At 66.6% G+C, this 25,568-nt stretch carries 20 protein-coding genes and 4 tRNA genes; 4 read left to right on the forward strand and 20 right to left on the reverse strand.

Annotated features, from left to right (window positions below; genetic code table 11):
• Positions 1–47: 47 nt before the first annotated feature.
• The 16 genes from fusA to PO78_RS11550 form a co-directional block, all read right to left on the reverse strand.
• Entirely contained in the window at positions 48–2,147 is a 2,100-nt protein-coding gene (gene fusA / locus PO78_RS11475; protein WP_004298418.1) for an elongation factor G, read from the reverse strand.
• Positions 2,148–2,254: 107 nt separating this feature from the next.
• On the reverse strand, positions 2,255–2,725 hold the full coding sequence (gene rpsG / locus PO78_RS11480; RefSeq protein ID WP_004298416.1) for a 30S ribosomal protein S7: 471 nt from the start codon (positions 2,723–2,725) through the stop codon (positions 2,255–2,257).
• Between the two features lie 33 nt (positions 2,726–2,758).
• Positions 2,759–3,136, reverse strand: a complete 378-nt coding sequence (gene rpsL, locus PO78_RS11485) for a 30S ribosomal protein S12 (protein ID WP_004298415.1) — start codon at positions 3,134–3,136, stop codon at positions 2,759–2,761.
• Positions 3,137–3,270: 134 nt separating this feature from the next.
• Positions 3,271–7,545 (reverse strand): DNA-directed RNA polymerase subunit beta', encoded by a 4,275-nt coding sequence (gene rpoC, locus PO78_RS11490; protein ID WP_004298413.1) that lies wholly within the window; start codon positions 7,543–7,545, stop codon positions 3,271–3,273.
• An 85-nt stretch (positions 7,546–7,630) separates the two neighbouring features.
• Complete coding sequence (gene rpoB, locus PO78_RS11495) at positions 7,631–11,764, reverse strand: DNA-directed RNA polymerase subunit beta (RefSeq protein ID WP_004298411.1); 4,134 nt, start codon at positions 11,762–11,764, stop codon at positions 7,631–7,633.
• Positions 11,765–11,974: 210 nt separating this feature from the next.
• Positions 11,975–12,349, reverse strand: coding sequence for a 50S ribosomal protein L7/L12 (rplL, locus tag PO78_RS11500; protein ID WP_004298409.1), 375 nt, complete (start codon positions 12,347–12,349; stop codon positions 11,975–11,977).
• Between the two features lie 57 nt (positions 12,350–12,406).
• A complete protein-coding gene (gene rplJ / locus PO78_RS11505) occupies positions 12,407–12,910 on the reverse strand; it encodes a 50S ribosomal protein L10 (RefSeq protein WP_004298407.1) in 504 nt (167 codons plus the stop codon).
• 251 nt (positions 12,911–13,161) lie between these two features.
• Positions 13,162–13,860 carry a 50S ribosomal protein L1 gene (rplA, locus tag PO78_RS11510; protein WP_004298405.1) on the reverse strand — a complete coding sequence of 233 codons (699 nt, stop codon included), beginning with the start codon at positions 13,858–13,860 and terminating at the stop codon, positions 13,162–13,164.
• A gap of 2 nt (positions 13,861–13,862) precedes the next feature.
• Positions 13,863–14,294 carry a 50S ribosomal protein L11 gene (gene rplK, locus PO78_RS11515; RefSeq protein WP_004298403.1) on the reverse strand — a complete coding sequence of 144 codons (432 nt, stop codon included), beginning with the start codon at positions 14,292–14,294 and terminating at the stop codon, positions 13,863–13,865.
• Between the two features lie 117 nt (positions 14,295–14,411).
• Positions 14,412–14,945 (reverse strand): transcription termination/antitermination protein NusG, encoded by a 534-nt coding sequence (nusG, locus tag PO78_RS11520; RefSeq protein WP_004298401.1) that lies wholly within the window; start codon positions 14,943–14,945, stop codon positions 14,412–14,414.
• A 1-nt stretch (position 14,946) separates the two neighbouring features.
• Positions 14,947–15,294 (reverse strand): preprotein translocase subunit SecE, encoded by a 348-nt coding sequence (gene secE, locus PO78_RS11525; protein ID WP_043743855.1) that lies wholly within the window; start codon positions 15,292–15,294, stop codon positions 14,947–14,949.
• 24 nt (positions 15,295–15,318) lie between these two features.
• Positions 15,319–15,394, reverse strand: a tRNA-Trp gene (locus tag PO78_RS11530).
• A gap of 59 nt (positions 15,395–15,453) precedes the next feature.
• Entirely contained in the window at positions 15,454–16,644 is a 1,191-nt protein-coding gene (gene tuf / locus PO78_RS11535; protein WP_004298398.1) for an elongation factor Tu, read from the reverse strand.
• A gap of 84 nt (positions 16,645–16,728) precedes the next feature.
• A tRNA-Thr gene (locus tag PO78_RS11540) sits at positions 16,729–16,803 on the reverse strand.
• Between the two features lie 30 nt (positions 16,804–16,833).
• Positions 16,834–16,907, reverse strand: a tRNA-Gly gene (locus PO78_RS11545).
• A gap of 113 nt (positions 16,908–17,020) precedes the next feature.
• Positions 17,021–17,105: transfer RNA gene (locus tag PO78_RS11550), tRNA-Tyr, on the reverse strand.
• A 213-nt stretch (positions 17,106–17,318) separates the two neighbouring features.
• On the opposite strand from PO78_RS11550, the gene PO78_RS11555 reads away from it, so the two are divergent.
• Positions 17,319–18,074: a class I SAM-dependent methyltransferase gene (locus tag PO78_RS11555; RefSeq protein ID WP_012585919.1), complete on the forward strand. Its 756-nt coding sequence runs from the start codon at positions 17,319–17,321 to the stop codon at positions 18,072–18,074.
• Between the two features lie 99 nt (positions 18,075–18,173).
• Positions 18,174–18,881: a hypothetical protein gene (locus tag PO78_RS11560; protein ID WP_043743860.1), complete on the forward strand. Its 708-nt coding sequence runs from the start codon at positions 18,174–18,176 to the stop codon at positions 18,879–18,881.
• 27 nt (positions 18,882–18,908) lie between these two features.
• On the opposite strand, the gene PO78_RS11565 is transcribed toward PO78_RS11560, so the two are convergent.
• Positions 18,909–19,535, reverse strand: a complete 627-nt coding sequence (locus PO78_RS11565) for a response regulator transcription factor (protein WP_004298392.1) — start codon at positions 19,533–19,535, stop codon at positions 18,909–18,911.
• 259 nt (positions 19,536–19,794) lie between these two features.
• On the opposite strand from PO78_RS11565, the gene PO78_RS11570 reads away from it, so the two are divergent.
• Both PO78_RS11570 and PO78_RS11575 read left to right on the forward strand, forming a co-directional pair.
• Entirely contained in the window at positions 19,795–21,696 is a 1,902-nt protein-coding gene (locus PO78_RS11570; RefSeq protein ID WP_012585920.1) for a hybrid sensor histidine kinase/response regulator, read from the forward strand.
• Between the two features lie 40 nt (positions 21,697–21,736).
• On the forward strand, positions 21,737–22,168 hold the full coding sequence (locus PO78_RS11575; RefSeq protein ID WP_012585921.1) for a PhaM family polyhydroxyalkanoate granule multifunctional regulatory protein: 432 nt from the start codon (positions 21,737–21,739) through the stop codon (positions 22,166–22,168).
• Between the two features lie 15 nt (positions 22,169–22,183).
• Here the strand turns inward: PO78_RS11575 and PO78_RS11580 are convergent, their stop codons facing one another.
• From PO78_RS11580 to PO78_RS11590, 3 genes are all read right to left on the reverse strand, one after another.
• Positions 22,184–23,374: a CaiB/BaiF CoA transferase family protein gene (locus PO78_RS11580; RefSeq protein ID WP_012585922.1), complete on the reverse strand. Its 1,191-nt coding sequence runs from the start codon at positions 23,372–23,374 to the stop codon at positions 22,184–22,186.
• A gap of 82 nt (positions 23,375–23,456) precedes the next feature.
• The gene (locus tag PO78_RS11585) at positions 23,457–24,692 is read right to left on the reverse strand and encodes a phenylacetate--CoA ligase family protein (protein WP_043743864.1); all 1,236 of its coding nucleotides are present in this window, start codon (positions 24,690–24,692) and stop codon (positions 23,457–23,459) included.
• Positions 24,693–24,742: 50 nt separating this feature from the next.
• Positions 24,743–25,558, reverse strand: a complete 816-nt coding sequence (locus tag PO78_RS11590; RefSeq protein ID WP_004298382.1) for an ABC transporter ATP-binding protein — start codon at positions 25,556–25,558, stop codon at positions 24,743–24,745.
• Positions 25,559–25,568: the final 10 nt, after the last annotated feature.

The raw sequence follows: 25,568 nt of genomic DNA on the forward strand, positions 1-25,568 counted from the left end.
TTCTCGGGTCCTTGAGTTGAGGTTGCTGAATAAGGTTGCGGTCTGGGTTACTTGCGGCTGCTGATCACGGCCTCGGCCACGCTCTTCGGCGCCTCGGAGTAATGCTTGAACTCCATCGAGTAGGTCGCGCGACCCTGGGTCAGCGAGCGCAGCTGGGTAGCGTAACCGAACATCTCGGCCAGCGGCACCTCGGCCTTGATCTCCTTCATGCCACCCGGGATGTCGTCCATGCCCTGAACGATGCCGCGACGACCGGAGAGGTCGCCCATCACGTTGCCCATGTAGTCTTCCGGAGTCTCGACGACCACCGCCATCATCGGCTCGAGCAGCGCCGGGCTGGCGCGCCGCATGGCTTCCTTGAAGGCCATGGAGCCGGCCATCTTGAACGCGTTTTCGTTCGAGTCCACATCGTGGTACGAACCGAAATGCAGCGTGACCTTGACATCGACCACCGGGAAGCCGGCGAGCACGCCGTTCGGGATGGTTTCCTGGATGCCCTTGTCGACCGCCGGGATGTATTCGCGCGGAACCACACCGCCCTTGACCGCATCGACGAACTCGTAGCCCTTGCCCTGCTCGGCCGGCTCGAGGTTGATGACGACGTGACCGTACTGGCCGCGACCGCCGGACTGCTTGACGAACTTGCCTTCGACATCCATCGCGGCCTTGCGGATGGTTTCGCGGTAGGCCACCTGCGGCGCGCCGACGTTGGCTTCGACGTTGAACTCGCGCTTCATGCGGTCGACGATGATCTCGAGATGCAGCTCGCCCATGCCCGAGATGATGGTCTGACCCGACTCCTCGTCGGTACGGACGCGGAAGGACGGGTCTTCGGCAGCGAGACGCGACAGCGCGAGGCCCATCTTCTCCTGGTCGCCCTTGGTCTTGGGCTCCACGGCGACGTGAATCACCGGATCCGGGAAGACCATGCGCTCGAGGATCACCGGTGCGCTGGTGTCGCACAGGGTCTCGCCGGTCGTGACGTCCTTCAGGCCGACCACGGCGGCGATGTCGCCCGCGAGCACTTCCTTGATCTCCTCGCGATCATTGGCATGCATCTGCAGGATGCGGCCGATGCGCTCCTTCTTGCCCTTCACCGAGTTCAGCACGGTGGAGCCGGACTCGAGCACGCCCGAATAGACACGGATGAAGGTGAGCTGGCCGACGAAGGGGTCGGTCATCAGCTTGAACGCCAGCGCCGAGAACTTCTCGTCGTCCTTGGCGTAACGGACCACTTCCTTCTCGTCGTCATCCACGCCAGCGACCGGCGGGATGTCGATCGGCGAGGGCAGGTACTGGATGACCGCGTCGAGCATGCGCTGCACGCCCTTGTTCTTGAACGCGGTGCCGCACAGCATCGGCTGGATCTCGCAGGCGAGAGTGCGCGCACGCAGGCCGGCGATGACCTCTTCTTCGGAAAGCTCGCCTTCCTCGAGGTACTTGTTCATCAGGTCTTCGTTGGCCTCGGCAGCCGCCTCGACCATGCTGGCACGCCACTCCTCGGCGGTCGCGACGAGATCGGCGGGGATCTCGTGGTAGTCGAACTTCATGCCCTGGGAGGCCTCGTCCCAGATGATCGCCTTCATCTTGAGCAGATCGACGACGCCCTTGAAGGTGTCTTCGGCACCGATGGGGATCACCACCGGGACGGGGTTGGCCTTCAGGCGGGTCTTCATCTGGTCGACGACCTTGAAGAAGTTCGCACCCGAGCGGTCCATCTTGTTCACGAAGGCGAGACGCGGCACCTTGTACTTGGTGGCCTGACGCCACACGGTCTCGGACTGCGGCTGCACACCACCCACGGCGCAATACACCATGCAGGCACCGTCGAGCACGCGCATCGACCGCTCCACCTCGATCGTGAAGTCCACGTGTCCCGGAGTGTCGATGATGTTGAAGCGATGCTCCGGATAGGAGCTGTCCATACCCTTCCAGAAGCAGGTCACCGCCGCCGACGTAATGGTGATGCCGCGCTCCTGCTCCTGAACCATCCAGTCGGTCGTGGCCGCGCCGTCGTGCACCTCACCCAGCTTATGGCTCACGCCGGTGTAGAAGAGGATACGCTCGGTCGTAGTCGTCTTGCCTGCGTCGATGTGAGCGGAGATACCGATATTGCGGTAACGCTCGATGGGTGTCTTGCGAGCCACGTTATACCTGCCTTCTGTTGTGCGCGCTTTTGGCACGCTGAACGAATTCTTGCGTTAGAAAACAATCGAGCCCTTCACAGGGCCCGAGATACCGCCACCAAGGAAGATCAGAAGCGGTAGTGCGAGAACGCCTTGTTGGCTTCGGCCATGCGGTGAACTTCTTCACGCTTCTTCATGGCGGAACCACGCCCCTCGGAGGCCTCGAGCAGCTCGCCGGCGAGGCGCTGGGCCATCGACTTCTCGGCGCGCTTGCGGGCCGCCTCACGCAGCCAGCGCATGGACAGCGCCATGCGGCGGGACGGGCGGACCTCCACCGGGACCTGGTAGTTCGCACCGCCGACGCGGCGACTCTTGACCTCGACCACCGGCTTGACGTTCGCAACCGCGACCGAGAAGACCTCGAGCGGATCCTTGCCGGACTTGGACGAGATGTGATCGAACGCACCATAGACGATGCGCTCTGCGACGGACTTCTTGCCCGACTGCATGATCACGTTGATGAACTTGGAAACGTCCTGGTTACCGAACTTGGGGTCCGGCAGGACTTCGCGCTTGGGTACTTCACGACGACGCGGCATGGCAACCTCTCGCTAAATTTCTTTGACCAACAATCAGGCTTTCTTCGGGCGCTTGGCACCGTACTTCGAGCGCGACTGCTTGCGATCCTTGACGCCCTGAAGGTCGAGCGAACCGCGGACGATGTGGTAGCGCACACCCGGAAGGTCCTTCACACGACCGCCGCGGATCAGCACGACCGAGTGCTCCTGCAGGTTGTGACCTTCACCGCCGATGTACGAGATGACCTCGAAACCGTTGGTCAGGCGCACCTTGGCGACCTTACGCAGCGCCGAGTTCGGCTTCTTCGGGGTCGTGGTGTAGACGCGGGTGCAAACGCCGCGCTTCTGCGGACAAGCCTCGAGTGCCGGAACCTTGCTCTTGGCAACTTCCAGTTGGCGCGGCTTGCGAACAAGCTGATTGATTGTTGGCATAGCTTAAGAATTTCCCATAAGACCGCGGCAGCCCACCATGGGCCGCCGCGGGCGGATTATTCCGGCTGAGACTGACTACGATTGGTCAGCCCACAAAAAAGAGGCCGGAGTTTAGTCCGAGACTGTCCGAAAAGTCAACTCGCCTCGATGTCCTGCTGTGTTTCCACAACCTCTTCCGCCGGCGCCCAGGCATGCCCCGCACCGAGATCGCGCCCCTCTTCCTGCGCCTTGCGGCTGCGGTGGTAGGCCAGACCGGTACCGGCCGGGATCAGGCGACCGACGATGACGTTCTCCTTCAGGCCGCGCAGTTCGTCGCGCTTGCCCATGATCGCCGCCTCGGTCAGCACGCGGGTGGTCTCCTGGAAGGAGGCCGCGGAGATGAAGGAGTCGGTCGACAGCGAGGCCTTGGTGATGCCCAGCAGCACGTTCTCGTACTGCGCCGGCAGCTTGCCTTCGGCTTCGACGCGGTCGTTCTCGTCCAGCACCTCGGAGCGCTCGACCTGCTCCTCGCGGATGAACCGGGTATCGCCCGGATCGGTGATGACCACGCGACGCAGCATCTGGCGGACGATCACCTCGATGTGCTTGTCGTTGATCTTCACGCCCTGCAGGCGATACACGTCCTGCACCTCGTCGATGATGTAGCGCGCGAGTTCGCTGATGCCCTGCAGGCGCAGGATGTCGTGCGGATCGGACGGACCATCCACGATCAGTTCGCCCTTGTTAACCACCTGGCCGTCGTGCACCATCAGGTGCTTGTCCTTGGGGATCAGGAACTCGTGCGAGGTCCCGTCCGGCTCGGTGATCACCAGACGCTGCTTGCCCTTGGTCTCCTTGCCGAAGGACACCGTGCCGGTGTACTCGGCGAGCATGCCGGCATCCTTGGGCGCACGCGCCTCGAAGAGCTCCGCCACGCGCGGCAGGCCGCCGGTGATGTCGCGGGTCTTCGCCGACTCCTGCGGGATGCGCGCGAGGATGTCGCCGACGTTGATCTGCTGGCCGTCCTTCACGGTGATCAGGGAGCCGACCTGGAAGGTGATCGCAACCGAGTGCTCGGTGCCGGCGATCTTGACCTCCTCGCCGTTCTCGTCCAGCAGCTTGACCTGCGGGCGGACGCCCTTGGGGCTGCCGGTGGACGAGCGACGCTTGGCATCGATGACCACCAGCGTGGACAGACCGGTAACTTCGTCGATCTGCTTGGCGACGGTGACGCCCTCCTCCACGTTCTCGAACTTCACCGTACCGGTGTATTCGGTCACGATCGGGCGGGTGTGCGGATCCCACGAGGCGAGCTGCGTGCCAGCCTTGACGGGAGCAGCGTCATCGACCAGCAGCATGGCCCCGTAGGGCAGCTTGTGGCGCTCGCGCTCGCGGCCCATGTCGTCGGCCACCACGAGCTCGGCCGAGCGCGCGATGACGATCTTTTCGCCCTTGGCGTTCGAGACGTAGCGCATGTTGCCGGCAAAGCGGATCGAACCTGCCGACTTGGCCTCGACGCCACTCGCGGCGGCGGCTCGCGAAGCCGCCCCCCCGACGTGGAAGGTCCGCATGGTCAGCTGCGTGCCCGGCTCGCCGATCGACTGCGCCGCGATGACGCCGACGGCCTCGCCGACGTTGACCCGGGAACCACGACCCAGATCGCGGCCGTAGCACTGCGCGCACAGGCCGTAGCGGGTTTCGCAGGTGAGCGGCGTGCGCACCTTGACCTCGTCCACGCCCAGGCTCTCGATCAGGTCCACCGCGTCCTCGTCGAGCAGGCTTCCCGCCTCGATCATGGTTTCCTGGCTTTCCGGATTGACGATGTCCTCGACGCAGACGCGGCCCAGGATGCGCTCGCGCAGCGGCTCCACGACCTCGCCGCCCTCGATGAGGGCCTTCATGTTGAAGCCTTCGCGCGTGCCGCAGTCGTCCTCGATGACCACGAGATCCTGGGTCACGTCGACGAGACGGCGAGTCAGGTAGCCCGAGTTCGCGGTCTTCAGCGCGGTGTCGGCCAGGCCCTTACGGGCGCCGTGCGTCGAGATGAAGTACTGCAGGACGTTGAGGCCTTCACGGAAGTTGGTCGTGATCGGGGTCTCGATGATGGAACCGTCCGGTTTCGCCATCAGGCCGCGCATGCCGGCGAGCTGCCGGATCTGCGCCGCGGAACCACGCGCGCCCGAGTCGGCCATCATGTAGATCGCGTTGAAGGACTCCTGGTCGACGTCCTGCGCGACCGCCTTCTCGCCGCTCGCGTACACCTGCTTCCAGAACTGCTCGCGCGGCAGGCCCTTGAAGCGGTCCTGCGCCTTCTCCTTGCCGAGCTGCTCCATCATCGCCTTGGCCACCTGGTCGCCGCAGCGGCCCCAGATGTCCACGACCTTGTTGTAGCGCTCGCCGTCGGTCACCAGACCCGAGGTGTATTGCTGGGCGATCTCCTTGACCTCGGCTTCCGCCGCGCGGATCAGCTCGTGCTTGGCATTGGGGACGAGCATGTCCTTGACCGCGATCGACAGGCCGGCGCGGGTCGCCAGACCATAGCCGAACTGCATCAGCTTGTCGGCGAAGATGACCGTCGCGCGCAGGCCGCAGCGCCGGTACGAGGCGTTGATCAGCTTGGAGATCTCTTTCTTCTTCAGCGGCTTGTCGATGACGCTGAAGGGCAGCCCGGCAGGCAGGATCTCGGACAGGATCGCGCGGCCGGCGGTGGTGTCGTGGCGCACGATCTTCTCGATGCGCTCGCCATTGGGGCCCAGGTCGGCCTCCTTCAGGCGCACGGTGACGCGCGCATGCAAGGCGATCTGGCCGGATTCGTAGGCGCGCTTCACTTCGGAGACGTCGGCGAAGATCATGCCTTCGCCCGGCACGTTCACCCCCTCGCGGGTGGCGTAGTAGAGGCCGAGCACGATGTCCTGCGAGGGCACGATGATCGGCTCGCCGTTGGCGGGCGACAGCACGTTGTTGGAGGCCAGCATCAGGGTGCGGGCTTCCATCTGTGCCTCGAGCGACAACGGGACGTGCACAGCCATCTGGTCGCCGTCGAAGTCGGCGTTGAAGGCCACGCAAACCAGCGGGTGGAGCTGGATCGCCTTGCCTTCGATCAGCACCGGCTCGAAGGCCTGGATGCCGAGGCGGTGCAGCGTCGGGGCGCGGTTCAGCAGCACAGGATGCTCGCGGATCACCTCCTCGAGGATGTCCCACACCACCGGCTCCTGCGACTCCACCATCTTCTTGGCCTGCTTGATGGTCGTGGCCAGCCCCATCAGCTCGAGCTTGTTGAAGATGAAGGGCTTGAACAGCTCGAGCGCCATCAGCTTGGGCAGGCCGCACTGGTGCAGCTTGAGTTGCGGGCCCACGGTGATGACCGAGCGTCCGGAGTAGTCGACGCGCTTGCCGAGCAGGTTCTGGCGGAAGCGGCCGCCCTTGCCCTTGATCATGTCGGCCAGCGACTTCAGCGGACGCTTGTTGGCGCCGGTCATGGCCTTGCCGCGGCGACCGTTGTCGAGCAGCGAGTCGACAGCCTCCTGCAGCATGCGCTTTTCGTTGCGCACGATGATGTCGGGCGCCTTGAGCTCGAGCAGACGCTTGAGGCGGTTGTTGCGGTTGATGACGCGACGGTAGAGGTCGTTCAGATCCGAGGTCGCGAAGCGGCCACCGTCCAGCGGCACCAGCGGGCGCAGGTCGGGCGGGAGCACCGGCAGCACCTCGAGCACCATCCACTCGGGCTTGATGCCCGACTGCTGGAAGGCCTCGAGCACCTTCAGGCGCTTGGAGAACTTCTTGATCTTGGCTTCGGAGTTGGTGGTCTCGAGGTCGCCACGCAGCTTCTCGGCCTCGAGGTTGATGTCGAGCGTGCGCAGCAGGGAACCGATACCCTCGGCACCCATGACCGCGTCGAACTCGTCACCGTACTCCTCGACCTTGGCGAGATAGTCGTCCTCGGTCAGCAGCTGGCCGCGGTTGAGCGGCGTCATGCCCGGCTCGACGACGACGAAGGCTTCGAAGTAGAGCACGCGCTCGATATCGCGCAGGGTCATGTCGAGAACCATGCCGAGACGGCTCGGCAAGCTCTTCAGGAACCAGATGTGGGCGACCGGCGAGGCCAGCTCGATGTGGCCCATGCGCTCGCGCCGCACCTTCGACAGCGTCACCTCGACGCCGCACTTCTCGCAGATCACGCCACGGTGCTTGAGGCGCTTGTACTTGCCGCACAGGCACTCGTAGTCCTTGACCGGCCCGAAGATCTTGGCGCAGAACAGGCCGTCACGCTCGGGTTTGAACGTGCGGTAGTTGATCGTCTCGGGCTTCTTGACTTCGCCATAGGACCACGAGCGGATCTTGTCCGGCGAGGCGAGGCCGATCGTGATCGCGTCGAACTCTTCCTCGTTCGGCAGGGTTTGCTTGAACAGGTCAGCAAGCAGGCTTTTCATGGTTCACTCCATCCGGGCCGCCGCGTCGTGGGCGGCGGCCCCGGGATTCAATCGCAGGCAGGGGACGGGAAGGAAATCGCGACGCTCACTCGCGGTCGAGGTCGATGTCGATCGCCAGCGAACGGATTTCCTTCACCAGCACGTTGAAGGATTCCGGCATGCCGGAATCGATCTTGTGCTCGCCCTTGACGATGTTTTCGTACACCTTGGTCCGGCCGGTCACGTCGTCGGACTTGACCGTCAGCATCTCCTGCAGCGTGTAGGCGGCGCCGTAGGCTTCCAGCGCCCACACTTCCATCTCGCCGAAGCGCTGGCCGCCGAACTGCGCCTTGCCGCCCAGCGGTTGCTGTGTGACGAGCGAGTACGGGCCGGTCGAACGCGCGTGCATCTTGTCGTCGACCAGGTGGTGCAGCTTCAGCACATGCTTGTAGCCCACGGTGACCTTGCGCTCGAAGGCCTCGCCGGTGCGGCCGTCGTAGAGGGTGACCTGGCCGCCGGTGGGCAGGCCGGCCAGCTCGAGCATCTGCTGGATTTCCTCTTCCTTGGCACCGTCGAACACCGGGGTCGCGAAGGGCACGCCCTTCTTGAGGTTGCCCGCGAGCTCGCGAACGTCCGAGTCGCCGAGGTTGGCGATGTCCTCGGGGTGGCCGCTGCCGTTGTAGATCTGCTCGAGGAAGCCGCGCAGCTCCAGCGCCGAGGCCTGCGCCTGCAGCATCTTGTCGATCTTCTGACCGAGTCCCTTCGCTGCCCAGCCGAGGTGGGTCTCGAGGATCTGGCCGATGTTCATCCGCGACGGCACGCCGAGCGGGTTGAGCACGATGTCGAGCGGGGTGCCGTCTTCCATGTACGGCATGTCCTCGACCGGGACGATCTTGGAAACCACGCCCTTGTTGCCGTGACGGCCGGCCATCTTGTCGCCCGGCTGCAGGCGGCGCTTCACCGCCAGATACACCTTGACCATCTTCTGCACGCCCGGGGGGAGCTCGTCGCCCTGGGTGAGCTTCTTCTTCTTGATCTCGAAGGCCTGCTCGAAGTCCTTGCGGGTGTTCTCCAGACCTTCACGCACGGCCTCGAGCTGCACCGCGAGGGTCTCGTCGGCGAGGCGGATGTCGAACCAGTGGTAGTGCTCCAGGCTGTCGAGGTAGGGATCGGTGAGCGCCGCACCCTTGGCGAGCTTCTTCGGACCACCGTTGGCAAGCTGGCCCACGATCATGCGGCGGATACGCGCGAAGGCGTCGCGCTCGACGATGCGCATCTGGTCGGCGAGGTCGGTCTTGAAGCTGCGCAGCTGCTCGTCGATGATCGACTGCGCGCGCTTGTCGCGCTCGATGCCCTCCCGGGTGAACACCTGCACGTCGATGACGGTGCCGACCATGCCCGAGGGCACGCGCAGCGAGGTGTCCTTCACGTCGGAGGCCTTCTCGCCGAAGATCGCGCGCAGCAGCTTTTCCTCGGGGGTGAGCTGGGTCTCGCCCTTGGGCGTGACCTTGCCGACCAGCACGTCGCCGGCCTCGACCTCGGCACCGATATACACGATGCCCGACTCGTCCAGGCGCGACAGCTGAGCCTCGCCGAGCGAGGCGATGTCGCGGGTGATCTCCTCGGGTCCGAGCTTGGTGTCGCGGGCGACGACGGTGAGTTCCTCGATGTGGATCGAGGTGAAGCGGTCGTCGGCGACAACGCGCTCGGAGATGAGGATCGAGTCCTCGAAGTTGTAGCCGTTCCAGGGCATGAAGCCGACCAGCATGTTCTGGCCGAGCGCGAGCTCGCCGAGGTCGGTGGAAGCGCCGTCGGCCACCACGTCGCCGCGGGCGATCAGGTCGCCCACCTTCACCACCGGGCGCTGGTTGATGTTGGTGTTCTGGTTGGAACGGGTGTACTTGATCATGTTGTAGATGTCGACGCCGACTTCACCCGGCAGGGTCTCGTCGTCGTTCACCCGGATCACCACCCGGTTCGCATCCACGTAGTCCACGATGCCGCCACGGGTGGCCTGCACCGCAGTGCCCGAGTCGACCGCCACGCGGCGCTCGATGCCGGTGCCGACCAGGGGCTTTTCCGGGCGCAGGCAGGGCACCGCCTGGCGCTGCATGTTGGCGCCCATCAGCGCGCGGTTGGCGTCGTCGTGCTCCAGGAAGGGAATCAGCGAAGCCGCGACCGACACGATCTGGCCCGGGGCCACGTCCATGTACTGCACCATGTCCGAGGTGGCGAGCAGGAACTCGCCCTTGTGGCGGCACGACACCAGATCGCCGGCGAGCATGCCCGCCTCGTCGATCTCGGCGTTCGCCTGCGCGATCACATACTGCCCCTCCTCGATCGCCGACAGGAAGTCGATCTGGTCGGTGACCTTGCCATCATTGACCTTGCGGTACGGCGTCTCGAGGAAGCCGTGGCGGTTGGTGCGCGCATACACCGCGAGCGAGTTGATCAGGCCGATGTTCGGACCTTCCGGGGTCTCGATCGGGCACACGCGGCCGTAGTGCGTCGGGTGCACGTCGCGCACCTCGAAGCCGGCGCGCTCACGCGTCAGGCCGCCCGGGCCCAGTGCCGAGACCCGACGCTTGTGCGTGATCTCGGACAGCGGGTTGGTCTGATCCATGAACTGCGAGAGCTGGCTGGAGCCGAAGAACTCCTTGATCGCCGCCGAGATCGGCTTGGCGTTGATCAGGTCGTGCGGCATCAGGTTGTCGGACTCGGCCTGCGACAGGCGCTCCTTGACCGCGCGCTCGACGCGCACCAGGCCCGCACGGAACTGGTTCTCGGCGAGCTCGCCCACCGAACGCACGCGGCGGTTGCCGAGGTGGTCGATGTCGTCGATCTCGCCGCGGCCATTGCGCAGCTCGACCAGCACGCCCACCACCGCGAGGATGTCGTCATTGACCAGCACGCCCGGGCCGTCCTCGCCCTGCGCGCCGACGCGCTGGTAGAAGCGCTTGAGCCAGCCCGGCGCCTTGTCGTCGATCTTCTCGGGGTAGGCGCGGCGATTGAACTTCATGCGGCCGACCGAGGACAGGTCGTAGCGCTCCTCGGCGTAGAACAGCCCCTGGAAAAGCCCCTCTACGGCATCCTCGGTGGGCGGCTCGCCCGGACGCATCATGCGGTAGATCGCAACCTTGGCCGCCCACTGGTCGGCGGTCTCGTCGATGCGCAGCGTCTGCGAGATGTAGCCACCGCGATCGAGGTCGTTGATGTACAGCGTGCTCAGGCCGGTGACGCCGGCCAGGCGCAGCTTGTCGAGCAGGTCCTCGGTGATCTCGTCGTTGGCGCGCGCCAGCAGCTCGCCGGTGGCCGGATCGACGACGTTGGTCGCGATCACCCGGCCGAGCAGGAAGTCGTCCGGCACCGCCATGGTCTTCACGCCGGCCTGGTCGATCTCGCGGATGTGCTTGGAGGTGATGCGCTTCTCGCGCGCGACGATGATCTTGCCGTCGGGCGTGGTGATGTCGAAGCGCGCGACTTCGCCGCGCAGGCGCTCGGGAACGAGCTCGAACTGCGCACCCTCGCCCTGCAGGTGGAAGGTGTCGGTGTCGTGGAAGGTCGCGAGGATCTCCTCCGGCGTCATCCCGATCGCGCGCAGCAGGATGGTGACCGGCATCTTGCGCCGACGGTCGACGCGGAAATACAGGTAGTCCTTGGGATCGAACTCGAAGTCCAGCCAGGAGCCGCGGTAGGGAATGATGCGCGCCGAGAACAGCAGCTTGCCCGAGGAGTGGGTCTTGCCGCGGTCGTGCTCGAAGAACACGCCCGGCGAACGGTGCAGCTGCGAAACGATGACGCGCTCGGTGCCGTTGATCACGAAGGAGCCGGTGGTGGTCATGAGCGGGATCTCGCCCATGTAGACCTCCTGCTCCTTGACCTCCTTGATGGTCTCCTTCGGCGCCTCGCGATCCATGATGACCAGACGCACGCGCGCGCGCAGCGGCGAGGCGAAGGTCAGGCCGCGTTGCTGGCATTCCTTCACGTCGAAGGCGGGCTCGCCCAGCATGTACTGGACGTACTCGAGCCGCGCGTTGCCGCTGTGGCTCGAGATCGGGAAGATCGAGGTGAACGCGGCCTGCAGCCCCTGGTTGCGCCGGACGTCCGGCGGGGTGTCGGCCTGCAGGAATTCGGCGAAGGACTCGATCTGGGTGGCGAGCAGGAAAGGCGCATCGAGCACGGCCGCGCGCTTGGCGAAGCTCTTGCGGATACGTTTCTTTTCGGTGTAGGAATACGCCATGGATGCTCCGGCTAGAGGGCTAACATCGGAAAGACAGGACACAACGTTCGGGCGGCTCCGGCAGCCTGCAGCCTGACTGCAAGCCCGGCCGGACGATCGGCAAACGCTCTGGCCTGCCATCGAGAAGTGCGGCTCGACCCGCAATCTCGATTACAAAGCACGAAAGGGCCGGCACTCCGAAGAGTGCCAGCCCCGCTGGGAAGCCGAATATTACTTGATTTCGACCTTCGCGCCAGCTTCTTCCAGCTGCTTCTTGAGCGCCTCGGCGTCGGCCTTCGGAGCGCCTTCCTTGACGGTCTTCGGCGCGCCGTCGACCACGTCCTTGGCTTCCTTCAGGCCCAGGCCGGTGGCGGCACGGACGACCTTGATGACCTCGACCTTCTTGGCGCCGGCTTCGAGCAGCACGACGTCGAATTCGGTCTTCTCTTCCACCGGGGCGGCGGCGGCACCGGCACCCGGAGCGGCCACGGCCAGCGAGGCCGCGGACACGCCGAACTTCTCTTCGAACGCCTTGACCAGGTCGTTCAGTTCCATCACGGTCATGCCGGCGACGGCTTCCAGGATGTCTTCTTTGCTGATTGCCATTTCAAATCACTCCAGAATCGATAATCTTGCGAAAATTTTCGTAGCGGAAGGCTGCGGTCAGGCGGCAGCGCCTTCTTCCTCGCGCTTCTTGGCGAGGGCGGCGAGCGCACCGGCAAAACCGGACACCGGCGCCTGCATGACGCCCAGCAGCTTGGCGAGCAGCTCTTCGCGGCTCGGGATCGAAGCGAGCGCCTGCACGGCGGCCTTGTCGAGCGTCTTGCCCGCGTAGGAGCCGGCGCGCAGAACGATCTTGTCGTTGCCCTTGGCGAAGTCGTTCAGCACCTTGGCTGCAGCGACCGGATCGGCCGAAATGCCATAGATCAGCGGACCGGTCAGATCGCCCGCCAGCCCCTCGAACGGGGTGCCGGCGATCGCACGACGGACCAGGGTGTTCTTCAGCACGCGCAGGTACACGCCAGACTCGCGGGCCTTGGCACGCAGCGCGGTGAGGTCGCCCACCGCAATGCCGCGATACTCGGCCACCGCGATCGTCTGGGCATTGGCCACTTGTGCCGACACCTCAGCCACTACGGCTTTCTTGTCATCGAGATTGAGACCCACAGGTCTTTCCTCCTTTCAAGTCAACACGCGAACCGCTCGCGCGGCTCGCACCTACGGCGACCTGGATCAGGAGCGCGGCCGGCGAACCGGCCAAATCCTGTTCTGAGCACACCGTCTACGCAGGCCATTCACATGCTTAAGCGGCACCTTGCCGGGGCCACACCTGCGGTCTTTGACGATCCGCAGCCCCGGACGGGCGGCTACGGCTCAAAGTTCGGCGGAGCGCCCGCCCTGGGCGGACGTCCTGGCAATCAGGCAGGGTTGAGGCTGCCCGGCTCCACGCGCACGCCGGCACCCATGGTGCTGGAGACGGCGATGCGGCGCAGGTAGATCCCCTTCGCCGCGGCCGGCTTGGCCTTGACGAGGGCATCGACGAAGGCGGTCAAGTTCTGCTGCAGCGCATCGACCTCGAACGAGGCGCGGCCGATGGTGGCGTGCACCAGGCCCGCCTTGTCGGTGCGGTACTGCACCTGGCCGGCCTTGGCGTTCTTCACCGCGGTGGCGACGTCCATGGTCACGGTGCCGACCTTGGGGTTCGGCATGAGGCCGCGCGGACCGAGAATCTGGCCGAGCTGGCCGACCACGCGCATGGCGTCAGGGGTCGCGATGCAGACGTCGAAATCGAGATTGCCGGCCTTGACCTGCTCGGCGAGGTCGTCGAAGCCGACGACCTCGGCACCGGCGGCGCGGGCGGCCTCGGCCTTGTCGCCCTGGGCGAACACGGCGACGCGAACCGACTTGCCGGTACCCGCGGGCAGCACGACCGAACCGCGTACGACCTGGTCGGACTTGCGCGCATCGACACCAAGGTTGACCGCGATGTCGATCGACTCGTCGAACTTGGCAGTGGCGCACTCCTTGACCAGACGCAGGGCGTCGGCAACCGGGTAGGCCTGGTTACGGTCGACCTTGGCGCGCAGCGCCTGAACTCGCTTGGACAGCTTCGCCATGATTACAGGCCCTCCACGGTGATGCCCATGCTGCGGGCGGAACCGGCGATGGTGCGCACGGCGGCTTCGAGGTCGGCAGCGGTGAGGTCCGGCTGCTTGGCCTTGGCGATGTCCTCGACCTGGGCACGAGTGATCTTCCCGACCTTGTCGGTGTGCGGCTTGGCCGAACCCTTCTGGATCCCGGCGGCCTTCTTGATCAGGATCGTGGCCGGCGGAGTCTTCATGATGAACGTGAAGGACTTGTCGGCGAAGGCGGTGATCACCACCGGAATCGGCAGACCGGGCTCCATGCCCTGGGTCTTGGCGTTGAACGCCTTGCAGAATTCCATGATGTTCAGGCCGCGCTGACCGAGCGCCGGACCGATCGGGGGGCTGGGGTTGGCCTTGCCGGCCGGAACCTGCAGCTTGATGTAGCCAGTGATTTTCTTTGCCATCTAGGCTTGCTCCTGTGATGAGTGCTAGCGCACCGGAGAACCCGGCGCTCCTCGCAGTGCCCGCGCTCGTCGGCCGAGTGCACGGGCTTCGGCAGGCCTCGCGGCCTGCCGTCTTGCTCAGGTCTTCTCGACCTGGGCGAAATCGAGTTCCACCGGCGTGGCGCGACCGAAGATGGTCACCGACACGCGCAGCTTGTTCTTTTCGTAGTTTGCATCCTCGACGCTGCCATGGAAGTCGGTGAACGGCCCTTCCTTGACGCGAACCACCTCGCCGATCTCGAACAGCACCTTGGGACGCGGCTTGTCGACGCCTTCCTGCATCTGCTGCATGATCTTCTCGACCTCCTTTTCGGAGATCGGGGCGGGCTTGTTCGCCGTACCGCCGACGAAGCCGGTGACCTTGGGCGTCGACTTCACCAAGTGCCAGGACTCGTCGTTCATTTCCATTTCGACGAGAACATAGCCGGGGAAGAACTTGCGCTCGGTGACGGTCTTCTGGCCGCCGCGCATCTCGATGACCTCTTCGACGGGCACCAGGATCTGACCGAAACTATCCTGCATGCCCGACCGATTGACGCGGTCGATCAGGGCGCGCTGAACGGACTTCTCGAAGCCCGAATAGGCGTGAACCACATACCAACGCTTGCTCATATCACTTCCAACCCAGGACCAGATCGTACAGGACCCACTCCAGGCTCTTGTCCGTCAGCCACAGGAAGAGCGCCATCACCACCGCGAACGCGAACACCAGACCGGTGGTCTGCGTGGTTTCCTTGCGGCTCGGCCAGACGACCTTCTTGGTTTCGGTGATCGATTCGCGGGCGAAACCGATGAAGCGGCGACCCGGCTCGGAGAGGGCGGCGACGGCGACGCCGGCACCCAGGCCCGCAAGCACGGAAAGCACGCGCAGCACGAGAGGCTGCTCGGACAGCACGTAGAAGCCGACTACGCCGGCTGCCAACAGTGCCAGCGCCAGCGCAAATTTCAACTTATCGGCCATTGCGGATGAACACCCGGAAAATGTTGGCAGGGGCAGAGGGAATCGAACCCCCAACCTTCGGTTTTGGAGACCGACGCTCTGCCAGTTGAGCTATACCCCTGCAGCGGACACTGCAAGGCGCACCCGAGCGGGTGCGCCTGTCTGGCAATAATCGAGCGATTACTCGATGATCTTGGCGACGACGCCGGCGCCGACGGTACGGCCACCTTCGCGGATCGCGAAGCGCAGGCCTTCTTCCATGGCGATCGGGGCGATCAGCTTGACGGTGATCGACACGTTGTCGCCCGGCATGACCATCTCGGTGCCCTCGGGCAGCGAGATCGAACCGGTCACGTCGGTGGTGCGGAAGTAGAACTGCGGACGGTAGTTGTTGAAGAACGGGGTGTGACGACCACCCTCTTCCTTCGACAGCACGTAGATCTCGCCGGTGAAGTGGGTGTGCGGGGTGATCGAACCCGGCTTGCACAGCACCTGACCGCGCTCGACGTCTTCACGCTTGGTACCGCGCAGCAGCACGCCGACGTTGTCGCCGGCCTGGCCCTGGTCGAGCAGCTTGCGGAACATCTCCACGCCGGTGCAGGTGGTCTTGACCGTCGGCTTGATGCCGACGATCTCGATTTCCTCGCCGACCTTCACGATGCCGCGCTCGACACGACCGGTCACCACGGTGCCGCGACCCGAGATCGAGAACACGTCTTCGATCGGCAGCAGGAAAGGCTTGTCGATCGCACGCTCGGGCGTCGGGATGTAGCTGTCCAGCGCGTCAGCCAGGCGGAAGATCGCCGGCTCGCCGATGTCCGACTGGTCGCCCTCGAGCGCCTTCAGCGCCGAACCCTTGACGATGGGGATGTCGTCGCCGGGGAAGTCGTACTTCGACAGCAGCTCGCGCACTTCCATCTCGACGAGCTCCAGCAGCTCCTCGTCGTCGACCATGTCGCACTTGTTCAGGAAGACGATGATGTACGGCACGCCGACCTGACGGGCCAGCAGGATGTGCTCGCGCGTCTGCGGCATCGGGCCGTCGGCGGCCGAGCACACCAGGATCGCGCCGTCCATCTGCGCGGCACCGGTGATCATGTTCTTGACGTAGTCGGCGTGGCCCGGGCAATCGACGTGCGCGTAGTGACGGCTCGCGGTCTCGTACTCGACGTGCGCGGTGTTGATGGTGATGCCGCGCGCCTTCTCTTCGGGCGCCGCGTCGATCTGGTCGTAGGCCTTCGCCTCGCCACCGAACTTCTTCGACAGGATGGTGGTGATCGCAGCGGTCAGCGTGGTCTTGCCATGGTCGACGTGGCCGATGGTGCCGACGTTGACGTGAGGCTTGGTGCGCTCGAACTTACCCTTAGCCATATCGCTATCCTTAAAATCAGAACCATAAAAACCGGCGCGGCGACCACACTCGTTGGCCGCCGCCCAGGCCAGGCAGAAAATGGATGGTGCCCATGACGTGGATTGAACACGTGGCCTCTCCCTTACCAAGGGAGTGCTCTACCACTGAGCTACATGGGCCCCGAAACCTCGGGCAAACCGCAGCGAACCTGGAGCGGGTGAAGGGAATCGAACCCTCGTCATAAGCTTGGAAGGCTTCTGCTCTACCATTGAGCTACACCCGCACACGCCTGCAACTGTGTTCTCTTGCCTGCGCGCAACTCCGCGCCTATCACAACTCGCAGCCATACACTGCATTTGCCACGCCGACCGTGACGAGCACGGCACGACTGAAACTTGGTGGAGGGAGAAGGATTCGAACCTTCGAAGGCTGAGCCGTCAGATTTACAGTCTGATCCCGTTGACCGCTTGGGTATCCCTCCGTCCGGGAAGCCCCGCACTATAGAGGCCTTCCCCGGAGAAGTCAAAGCCTTTTGAAAAAAAATTCGAGCCTCGATGTGCGAGCTGCGCCGCCTGCGCTTCGCCGGAGGCGCGGCTGGCGCGGATCCGGCGTCGACAACCCACGCGGCTCGGCGACGGATCATCGAACTGGGGCGGTATGATCCCCCGGTTCGGATCCTTTCGGCAGACACGCCATGCCCCCCGCCCTGAAGGCCCTCCTCGCCCAGCTCGCCGGTCTGGCCGCCGCGGTCGCGCTCGCGCGCACCGGCGCGCTCGTCGGACTGTGGCCGCTGGTGAGCGTGCAGGCGCTCGTCGCGGCGACGGTCGCGGCCGGCTTGCGCAGCGCGCGCTGGTGGCTGCCGATCCATCTCGGCTTCTTGCCGCTGGCGGTGGTCGCGCACGGCGCGGGCATCCATCCCGGGTGGTATCTCGCCGCCTTCGTCATCCTCGTACTGGTGTATTGGACGAGCTTCCGCACCCAGGTCCCGCTCTACCTCAGCAACCCGGCCACCGCAGCGGCGGTAGGGAAGCTGCTGCCGGCCCATCCGGCGCGGATGCTCGACATCGGCGCCGGCACCGGTGCGCTGCTGCGCCCGCTCGCGCAGGCGCGTCCCGACTGCCGCTTCACCGGCATCGAGCTGGCGCCGGCGACGTGGGCGATCGGACGCCTGCTGCTGCGCCGTCACGCCAACATCGAGTGGCTGCGCGGCGACCTCTTCGCCGCCGACTGGAGCGGCTACGATCTGGTGTACGCCTTCCTCTCGCCGGTGCCGATGGCGGCGGTCTGGGCCAAGGCGTCCGCCGAGATGCCCCCGGACAGCACCCTGGTCAGCAACAGCTTCGCGGTGCCCGGCCACGAGCCGGACGCGGTGATCGACGTCGGCGACCGCCGTGGCACGCGCCTCTTCCTCTATCGCATGGGCGCACGCGGAGAGCGCCGAAGCGGCTGAATTGGCCCCGCGAAGCGGCGCTTTTCCGCGCTCGCCCGCTTGCGTGCGGCGTCGATAATCCCCGTCATGCAAGGACTGCATGCAAAGGACTGAAGCGTCATGGCTGAGATCATCTGCGTGATCGGCAACAAGGGCGGCACCGGCAAGACCACCCTCTCGCACATGCTGTGCCAGGGCCTCGGCCTGCTTGGCCAGCGTGCTGCCTGCGTGCTCACCGACACGTCGCGCGAGCCGCTGGTACCCGCCGGACGGCGCTACGTGCTGGCCGACGCGCGCACACGCGACTCGCTGACCAAGGTGGTCGACAAGCTGCGCACGCTGGAGAACTGGATCGGGGTCATCGACGGCGGCGGCAACCGCACCGAGATGGACCGCAAGCTCTACGCGCTCTCCGACCTCGTGCTGCTGCCCTTCCGCGAGTCGCACGAAGACATCCGCACCGTGCTGCGCGACCTCGAGATGTTCCCGCGCGCCTACGCGATCCCCACGCAGTGGCCCACCAACCCCTGGCAGCGCGAGGCCGCCGACCGCAGCGTGGCGCGCCTGCTCGGCGCGCACCGCGATCGCATCCTGCGCCCGGTCAACGCGCTCTCCTCCACCAAGCTGCTGCTGCAGAAGCAACTGCCCGAGCAGCTGCCGACCCCGCTCGCCAACGCCTGCCGCGCGGTCGCGCGCCAACTGCTGGAAGTGCTGGAGATCGACTTCATCGACCACAACGAGGACACCGCCGGCGAGGAGCAGGATGAGCGCCTGTCGCCCGCCGAGATGCCGATGCGCCTGGTCGGCGGCGCTCGACGATCGCACTGAGCCGCGAATCGCGGCACGACGATTCTCTCAGGACTCCTCGTTCCTGCGCGAGAGCAGCACCAGCGCCTGGCTGCGGCTGCTCACCCCCAGCGCGCGGTAGATCGCCGTCATGTGCACCTTCACCGTCCCCTCGGTGAGGCCCAGCCGACTGGCAATCTCGCGATTGCTGCCCCCTGTGGCGAGGAGTTCCATCACCCTGGCCTGGGCGAGGGTCACCCCGTAGCGCTCGGCGGAGCGACGCGTGCGGGCGCTCGTCGCGGACGGGCTGGCACGCGGCGTCGGCATGCCGCCCTCCAGGACTTCGCGCACGGCCTGGGCCAGCACCTCGCCGGAACTCGCCTTGGAGACGAAGCCAGAGGCGCCGGCCGCGAGGGCGCGGCGCACCGCGGCGTCGTCGTCCATCGCCGACACCACGATCGCCGGCAGGTCGGGGTAGCGCTTCGCCAGCACGCCGAGCAGCGAGAACCCGCTCGCCCCCGGCAGCATCAGGTCGACGATCGCCAGATCGACGTCGTCATGCGCCTCGAGCAAGGCCAGCGCCTCGTCCGCGCGCGCCGACTCGAGACACACCAGGTCGGGCTCCAGGCGCCCGATGCGCTGCGCCATCGCCTCGCGCACCAGCGCATGATCTTCCACGATCAGGATCTTCGTCATACCCTCCCCTCCGCGTGCCTCTTTCCGCACCGAACATAGCATGAGGCGGCCGCCGGGCTTCACGCTCCATGCGAGCGCAAGCGCTACGCCGGCGCCGATAAACGCAGGAGAATCGACTCCCCGGGCGGAGTCCCACCGTCGGCAAGCCTCGCAGAACGGTCTTGCCGTCCACGGCTCGCCCCGCCCCACCGGAGGCCCTCGCCATGCCCGCCCCTTCCTGCCCTGCCGAACCCCGCAATGCCGTGCCGAGGAGGCGGCCTTGATCCACCGTTGGGGCATCCGCGCCCGCGTCACGCTGGTCGCCTTCATCCCGATGCTGGTCCTGGCCGGCCTGATGACGGCGACCCACACCACGCTGCGCCTGGGCGAACTCGACAACGCCTTGCGCGCACGCGCTCAGGCCTACGTCCGCCAGACCGCGGTGGCGAGCGAGTACCCGCTGTTCATCGGCGACCACATCGCCCTGCAGCAGCTGCTCGACAGCCTGCTGCTCGAGGAGGACATGGCGGCACTCGCGCTCATCGCACCGGACCGCAGCCTGATCGCCCGGGCGGGCAGCTTCGAGCACACCACGCCGCCACAGGCGGCCGTCGCGGGCACGACGCGGAGCGCAGGTCGCCTGCGCATCGTCGAGCCGATCCGCCCGCGCCCGCTGCCGATCGACGCCGTGTCCGATCCCGTGCCGGCGGACGAACTCCTCGCCACCCTCATCATCGAGATGTCCCTGGAACGCCTCGACCAGCGCCGCGCCGAGCTGTTGTGGATCGCCGCCGGCTGGATGCTGATGGTCGCCGTCGGCAGTCTCGCGCTCGCAAGGGGGATGAGCTACAGCGTCAGCGGTCCGATCCGCAACATCGCGGACACCGTGCTCCGCATCGGCCGCGGCGAACTGGACCGCCGTGTCCCGGTGGTCGGCGGTGGCACGCTGCGCATCCTGGCCGAGGGCGTGAACGAGATGGCCGGGCGCCTGAGCACCGCGCACGCATCGATGTCGCGCCAGATCGAAGAGGCGACCGCCGAGCTGCGCGCACGTCGCGACGAGGCCGAGCGCGCCAGCATCGCCAAGTCGCGCTTCCTCGCCGCCGCCAGCCACGACCTGCGCCAGCCGCTGCATGCGCTCGGGCTGTTCGTGTCCGAGCTCTCCCAGCACGAGCTCGACGCGGGCAGCCGGCAGATCCTCGAGCGCATCACGGCCGCGGCCGAGACCATGGACGGCCTGCTCGGCAGCCTGCTGGACATCTCGCGACTCGATTCGGGTGCGCTCACCCCGGTGCCGCAATCCTTCGACCTGCAGGCGCGCCTCGAGCGTCTGGTCGCCGGTCAGTCGGCCGTCGCCGCCGAGCGCGGGCTCGACCTGCACCTGCGCTGTGCGCCCTGTCGCGCCCACACCGATCCGCTGCTCCTCGACCGCATCCTCGCCAATCTGTTGTCGAATGCCATCCGCCACACCCCGCACGGCCGCGTGCTGGTCGCCTGCCGGCGTCGCGGCGACCGGCTGCGCGTGGAGGTACGCGACAACGGCCCCGGCATCGCGCCGGAATCGCAGGAACTGATCTTTCACGAGTTCGTCCAGCTCGACAATCCGGAGCGCGGCCAGGACAAGGGCCTCGGGCTCGGGCTGGCGATCGTGCGCCGCCTCAGCACCCTGCTCCGGCTGCCGCTCGACCTCCGCTCGCGGCCCGGCCACGGGACGGTGTTCGCGGTGGAGGTCCCCGCCGCACAGCCGGAAGGCGCCTCCCGGGCGCATACGCCGGGCAGCTTCGAAGGGGTCCGGGTACAGCTTGCCGGCGCGGATCCCGCCGCCCTCGAGGCGACCGCCGAGCTGCTCGCCGACTGGGGCTGCACGGTGGACGACGGCACCCGTACGGCGCCGGCGGACGACCGCCCCCACGGCACCGAGCTGCTGATCCTCGCGCCGGTGCCCGCCGGCACGGCCGACGGCCTTGTCCTGCTCGCAGCCCTGCGCATGCGCCCCGACCTGGCCGACGTGCCCGCGATCCTGCTCGTCGTCGACAGCACCGACGAGCAGCGCGATCGCGCCCGCGCCCTGAATGCCCATCTGCTCGCCCGTCCGCTGCGCCCCTCGCGCCTGCGCGCCCTCATGAACCGCCTGCTCGGCGCGCGCGACGGCGATGGAGCGCAGGGCAGCGGCATCGGGTAATATTGTTCCGTCACCTCAACCCCCCGAACGGAGCAGCCCGATGTCCAATGACCAGAACGCCCAGGATCCGCTCGAGTTCGTGCGCGGCATGTGGAACCAGATGGGTTTCTCCCTGCCCGGCATGGTCACGCCCACGCTCGATGTCGATGAGCTGGACAAGCGCATCACCGACATGCGCGCGGTCGAGGGCTGGCTCAAGATGAACCTGAACATGCTGCAGATGAGCATCCAGGGACTCGAGATGCAGCGCGCCGCGCTCGCCGCGGTCAAGGCGATGAGCCAACAGGCCCAGCAGGCAGGCGAAGGCGGCGGCGCGACCGAGCCTGGAGCCAATCCCTTCGCCGCCGCGGCGGCGATGTGGCCGTGGAACCTGATGGGCGCGCAGGCGGCCGCCACGCCCGCTCCCGCGACCCCGGCCGAAGCGAAGGAAGGCGCGCGTGGCACCCGCCGCAAGCCGGCCACCGACAAGTAATCGACCCGCCGCGGGCTACACCACGCCCGCGCCCCGCAGCCGGGCAAGCTCCTCGGCATCCACGCCGAGCGCCTCCAGGATCGCATCCGTATCCGCCCCCGCACACGCCGGTGCCGGCGCGTCGGGTATCGGCGGCATCCCGCCCAGACGCACCGCCGCGCCGGCGTGGCACAGGCCGTTCGTCTCCACCACCATGCCGCGTGCGCGCAGCTGCGGGTCGCGCAGGCTCTCCTCCAGGCGCAACACGGGCGTCACGCAGCAATCGACCGGGTCGAACACCTCCACCCACTCGCGCTGGCTGCGTCCGCGGAAGATCGTCGCAAGCTCGCCCCGCACGCGTGCTCCGTCCGCCCCGGTAGCGAGATGCCCCGGGATCAGGTCCGCACGCCCGAGCGTAGTGCACAGCAGCCCCCAGAACTTCTCCTCCAGCGCACCCACCGCCATGTAGCGGCCGTCCGCGGTCTCATACACGCCGTAGCAGGGCACCCCGCCGGTGAGCAGGTCCTCGCCGCGCGGCCGCACGCCACCGTGGGCAAGCACCTCGGCGAGCGGGAAGATCATGTGCGCGAACGCGGCGTCGGTCATCGACACGTCGACCTCGCGGCCGCGGCCGCTGCGGCGCGCGTCGAACAGCGCCACCAAGATGCCCATCACCGCGCCCATGGTGCCGCCGAGCAGGTCGCCGATCTGCAGGTTCGACAGCGCCGGCGCGCCGCCGGCGCAGCCGATCTGGTCGAGCACGCCGGCGTAGCCGAGATAATTGATGTCGTGGCCGGCGCGCAGTGCGTACGGCCCGGTCTGTCCGTAGCCGCTGATGCTGCAAAGCACTACGCGCGGATTGCGCTCGGCGAGCACGGCGTAGCCGAGGCCGAGGCGCTCCATCACCCCCGGGCGGAAGCCCTCGACCACCACATCGGCGCTTTCCACCAGGCGCAGGAACAGCGCACGCCCCGCCTCCTGCTTGAGGTCGAGCCGCAGGCTGCGCTTGTTGCGGTTCACCAGTTGGTAGAACCAGCTGGTGTCGCCCCCCATCGCGCCCATCGTGCGCGCGTAGTCGCCGGCACCGGTGTCTTCCACCTTGATCACCTCGGCGCCGTAGTCGGCCAGGTGCTGGGTGGCGAGCGGACCGGGCAGCAGCCGGGTGAGGTCGAGAATGCGCACGCCGGCGAGCGGCGCGCGTGCGGGAGCGTTCGATGCGGGGTTCATGTGCGCGTCCATCGTTTTGCGGGAAGACGGCAGTATGCCAGCGGGAGGCACCGGGACACGCAGGGACAGGGCCTCCTCGGGGCTATTCGTAGGTGCGCACGTCGTCGATGACCTTGCCGTCGTTGGCGAGCGCGCCCGCGGGCAGGAAGGCGACCTCGCCGCGCAGCTTGGTCAGCTCGCGGATGCTGGCGGCTACGGCAGCGGCGAGGGCCTCGCTGCCGCCACCTGCCGCCTCGCACATCAGCGTCATGCGGTCGGCGAGGTCGGGATTATCTACCACCAAGCGCGCGCGCGTGATCTCGGGGTGCCGTCGCACAACCTGCGCGATCTGCCCCGGATGCACGAACATGCCCTTGACCTTGGTGGTCTGGTCGGCGCGCCCCATCCAGCCCTTGATGCGCACGTTGGTGCGCCCGCAGGGCGAGTCCCCGGGCAGCACCGCGGAGAGGTCGCCGGTGCCGAAGCGGATCAGCGGGTAATCGGGGTTGAGGGTGGTCACCACCACCTCGCCCACCTCGCCCACGGCCACCGGGTCCCCGGTGCCGGGGCGGACGATCTCGAGCAGCACATCCTCGTCCACCACCATGCCCTCGCGCGCCGGCGTCTCATAGGCGATCAGGCCGATGTCTGCAGTGGCATACGCCTGGAAGGCCATGATGCCGCGCGCGGCAAGGGCGTCGCGCATGCTGGGCGGAAAGGCCTCGCCGGAGACGAAGGCCTTGGTGAACGACACCCGCACGCCGAGCTCGTCCGCCTTGTCGAGCAGGATGCGCAGGAAGGACGGCGTGCCCACGTAGGCGTTGGGCTGCAGGTCGACGATCGCCGCGAGCTGCTGCTCGGTCTGGCCGACGCCGGCGGGAAAGACGGTGCAGCCGAGCGCGTGCGCTGCCGTCTCCATCATCGAGCCGGCGGGCGTGAAGTGGTAAGAGAAGGTGTTGTGCACCAGGTCGCCGGCACGGAAGCCCGCGGCGAACAGCGCGCGCGCCAGGCGGTAGTAGTCGGGCCGCGCGCCTTCGGGTTCGTAGAGCGGGCCGGGCGAGGCGAACACCCGCCTGCACGCCGCCCCCCAGCCCACCGCCGAAAAGCCGCCGAAGGGGCGCGCAGCCTTCTGCAGCTCGAGCAGTTCCGACTTGCGTGTGACCGGCAGCGTGGCGAGCGCCTCGCGACTGGTGACCGAATCCGGGTCGACGTCGGCCAGCAGGCGGCCGAAGGCGGGCGCGGCGGCGCGCGCATGGGCGATCTGCGCCGGCAGGCGGCTCAGCAGCTCGCGCTCGCGCGCCTCGGGATCGCGGGTCTCGCGCGTGTCGTGGAAGTTCATCTCGGCTCCCCTGCTCGATGCATTGTCGGGTGATGTCGCGGCGGTGGCGCTCAGCTCAGCCAGCGCTTGCGGCGGCGATAGTGCTTGATGTCGCGGAAGCTCTTGCGGCCCTCGCCCGCCAGACCGAGGTAGAACTCCTTGACGTCCTCGTTGCTGGCCAGATCCTTGGCGGCACCTTCCATCACGATGCGGCCGTTTTCCATGATGTAGCCGAAGTCGGCATAGCGCAGCGCGACCATGGTGTTCTGCTCGGCGAGCAGGAAGCTCACCCTTTCCTTGGTGTTGAGATCCTTGACGATCTCGAACACCTCTTCCACGATCAGCGGCGCAAGGCCCATCGAGGGCTCGTCGAGCAGCACCAGCTTGGGCTTGGCCATCAGCGCACGACCGATCGCGCACATCTGCTGTTCGCCACCCGAGGTGTAGGCGGCCTGGCTGTTCCGTCGCGTCTTCAGGCGCGGGAAATAGTTGTAGACCTTCTCCAGCGTCTCTTCGACCGCGGCCTTGCCGTCGCTGCGGGTGTAGGCGCCGGTGCGCAGGTTTTCTTCGATGGTGAGGTGGCCGAAGCAATGCCGCCCCTCCATGACCTGGACGACACCGCGCTTGACGAGGTCCGCCGGCGTCAGCGCGTCCACGCGTTCGCCGTTGTAATCCACCGAGCCCTTGGTCACCTCGCCACGCTCGCCCTTGAGCAGGCTGCTCACCGCGCGCAGCGTGGTGGTCTTGCCGGCGCCATTGCCACCGAGCAGGGCGACGATGCTGCCCTCCTGCACCGACAGCGACACACCCTTCAGCACCAGGATGACGTGGTTGTAGATGACCTCGATGTTGTTGACGCTGAGGAAGGCCGGATTGGGAGCGTTCATGTTCGATTCC

Origin of the sequence: Thauera sp. SWB20, from assembly GCF_000831325.1 — a bacterium.
GTDB classification, from domain to species: Bacteria; Pseudomonadota; Gammaproteobacteria; order Burkholderiales; family Rhodocyclaceae; genus Thauera; species Thauera aminoaromatica.

Coding starts and splice junctions, on each gene's coding strand:
- PO78_RS11565 (WP_004298392.1), bottom strand. CDS start 19,535: ATGACGAAGATCCTGATCGTGGAAGATCATGCGCTGGTGCGCGAGGCG.
- rpoB (WP_004298411.1), bottom strand. CDS start 11,764: ATGGCGTATTCCTACACCGAAAAGAAACGTATCCGCAAGAGCTTCGCC.
- rplA (WP_004298405.1), bottom strand. CDS start 13,860: ATGGCGAAGCTGTCCAAGCGAGTTCAGGCGCTGCGCGCCAAGGTCGAC.
- tuf (WP_004298398.1), bottom strand. CDS start 16,644: ATGGCTAAGGGTAAGTTCGAGCGCACCAAGCCTCACGTCAACGTCGGC.
- PO78_RS11555 (WP_012585919.1), top strand. CDS start 17,319: ATGCCCCCCGCCCTGAAGGCCCTCCTCGCCCAGCTCGCCGGTCTGGCC.
- PO78_RS11590 (WP_004298382.1), bottom strand. CDS start 25,558: ATGAACGCTCCCAATCCGGCCTTCCTCAGCGTCAACAACATCGAGGTC.
- PO78_RS11575 (WP_012585921.1), top strand. CDS start 21,737: ATGTCCAATGACCAGAACGCCCAGGATCCGCTCGAGTTCGTGCGCGGC.
- rpoC (WP_004298413.1), bottom strand. CDS start 7,545: ATGAAAAGCCTGCTTGCTGACCTGTTCAAGCAAACCCTGCCGAACGAG.
- rplL (WP_004298409.1), bottom strand. CDS start 12,349: ATGGCAATCAGCAAAGAAGACATCCTGGAAGCCGTCGCCGGCATGACC.
- rpsG (WP_004298416.1), bottom strand. CDS start 2,725: ATGCCGCGTCGTCGTGAAGTACCCAAGCGCGAAGTCCTGCCGGACCCC.
- rplK (WP_004298403.1), bottom strand. CDS start 14,294: ATGGCAAAGAAAATCACTGGCTACATCAAGCTGCAGGTTCCGGCCGGC.
- PO78_RS11560 (WP_043743860.1), top strand. CDS start 18,174: ATGGCTGAGATCATCTGCGTGATCGGCAACAAGGGCGGCACCGGCAAG.
- nusG (WP_004298401.1), bottom strand. CDS start 14,945: ATGAGCAAGCGTTGGTATGTGGTTCACGCCTATTCGGGCTTCGAGAAG.
- rpsL (WP_004298415.1), bottom strand. CDS start 3,136: ATGCCAACAATCAATCAGCTTGTTCGCAAGCCGCGCCAACTGGAAGTT.
- secE (WP_043743855.1), bottom strand. CDS start 15,294: ATGGCCGATAAGTTGAAATTTGCGCTGGCGCTGGCACTGTTGGCAGCC.
- PO78_RS11580 (WP_012585922.1), bottom strand. CDS start 23,374: ATGAACCCCGCATCGAACGCTCCCGCACGCGCGCCGCTCGCCGGCGTG.
- PO78_RS11585 (WP_043743864.1), bottom strand. CDS start 24,692: ATGAACTTCCACGACACGCGCGAGACCCGCGATCCCGAGGCGCGCGAG.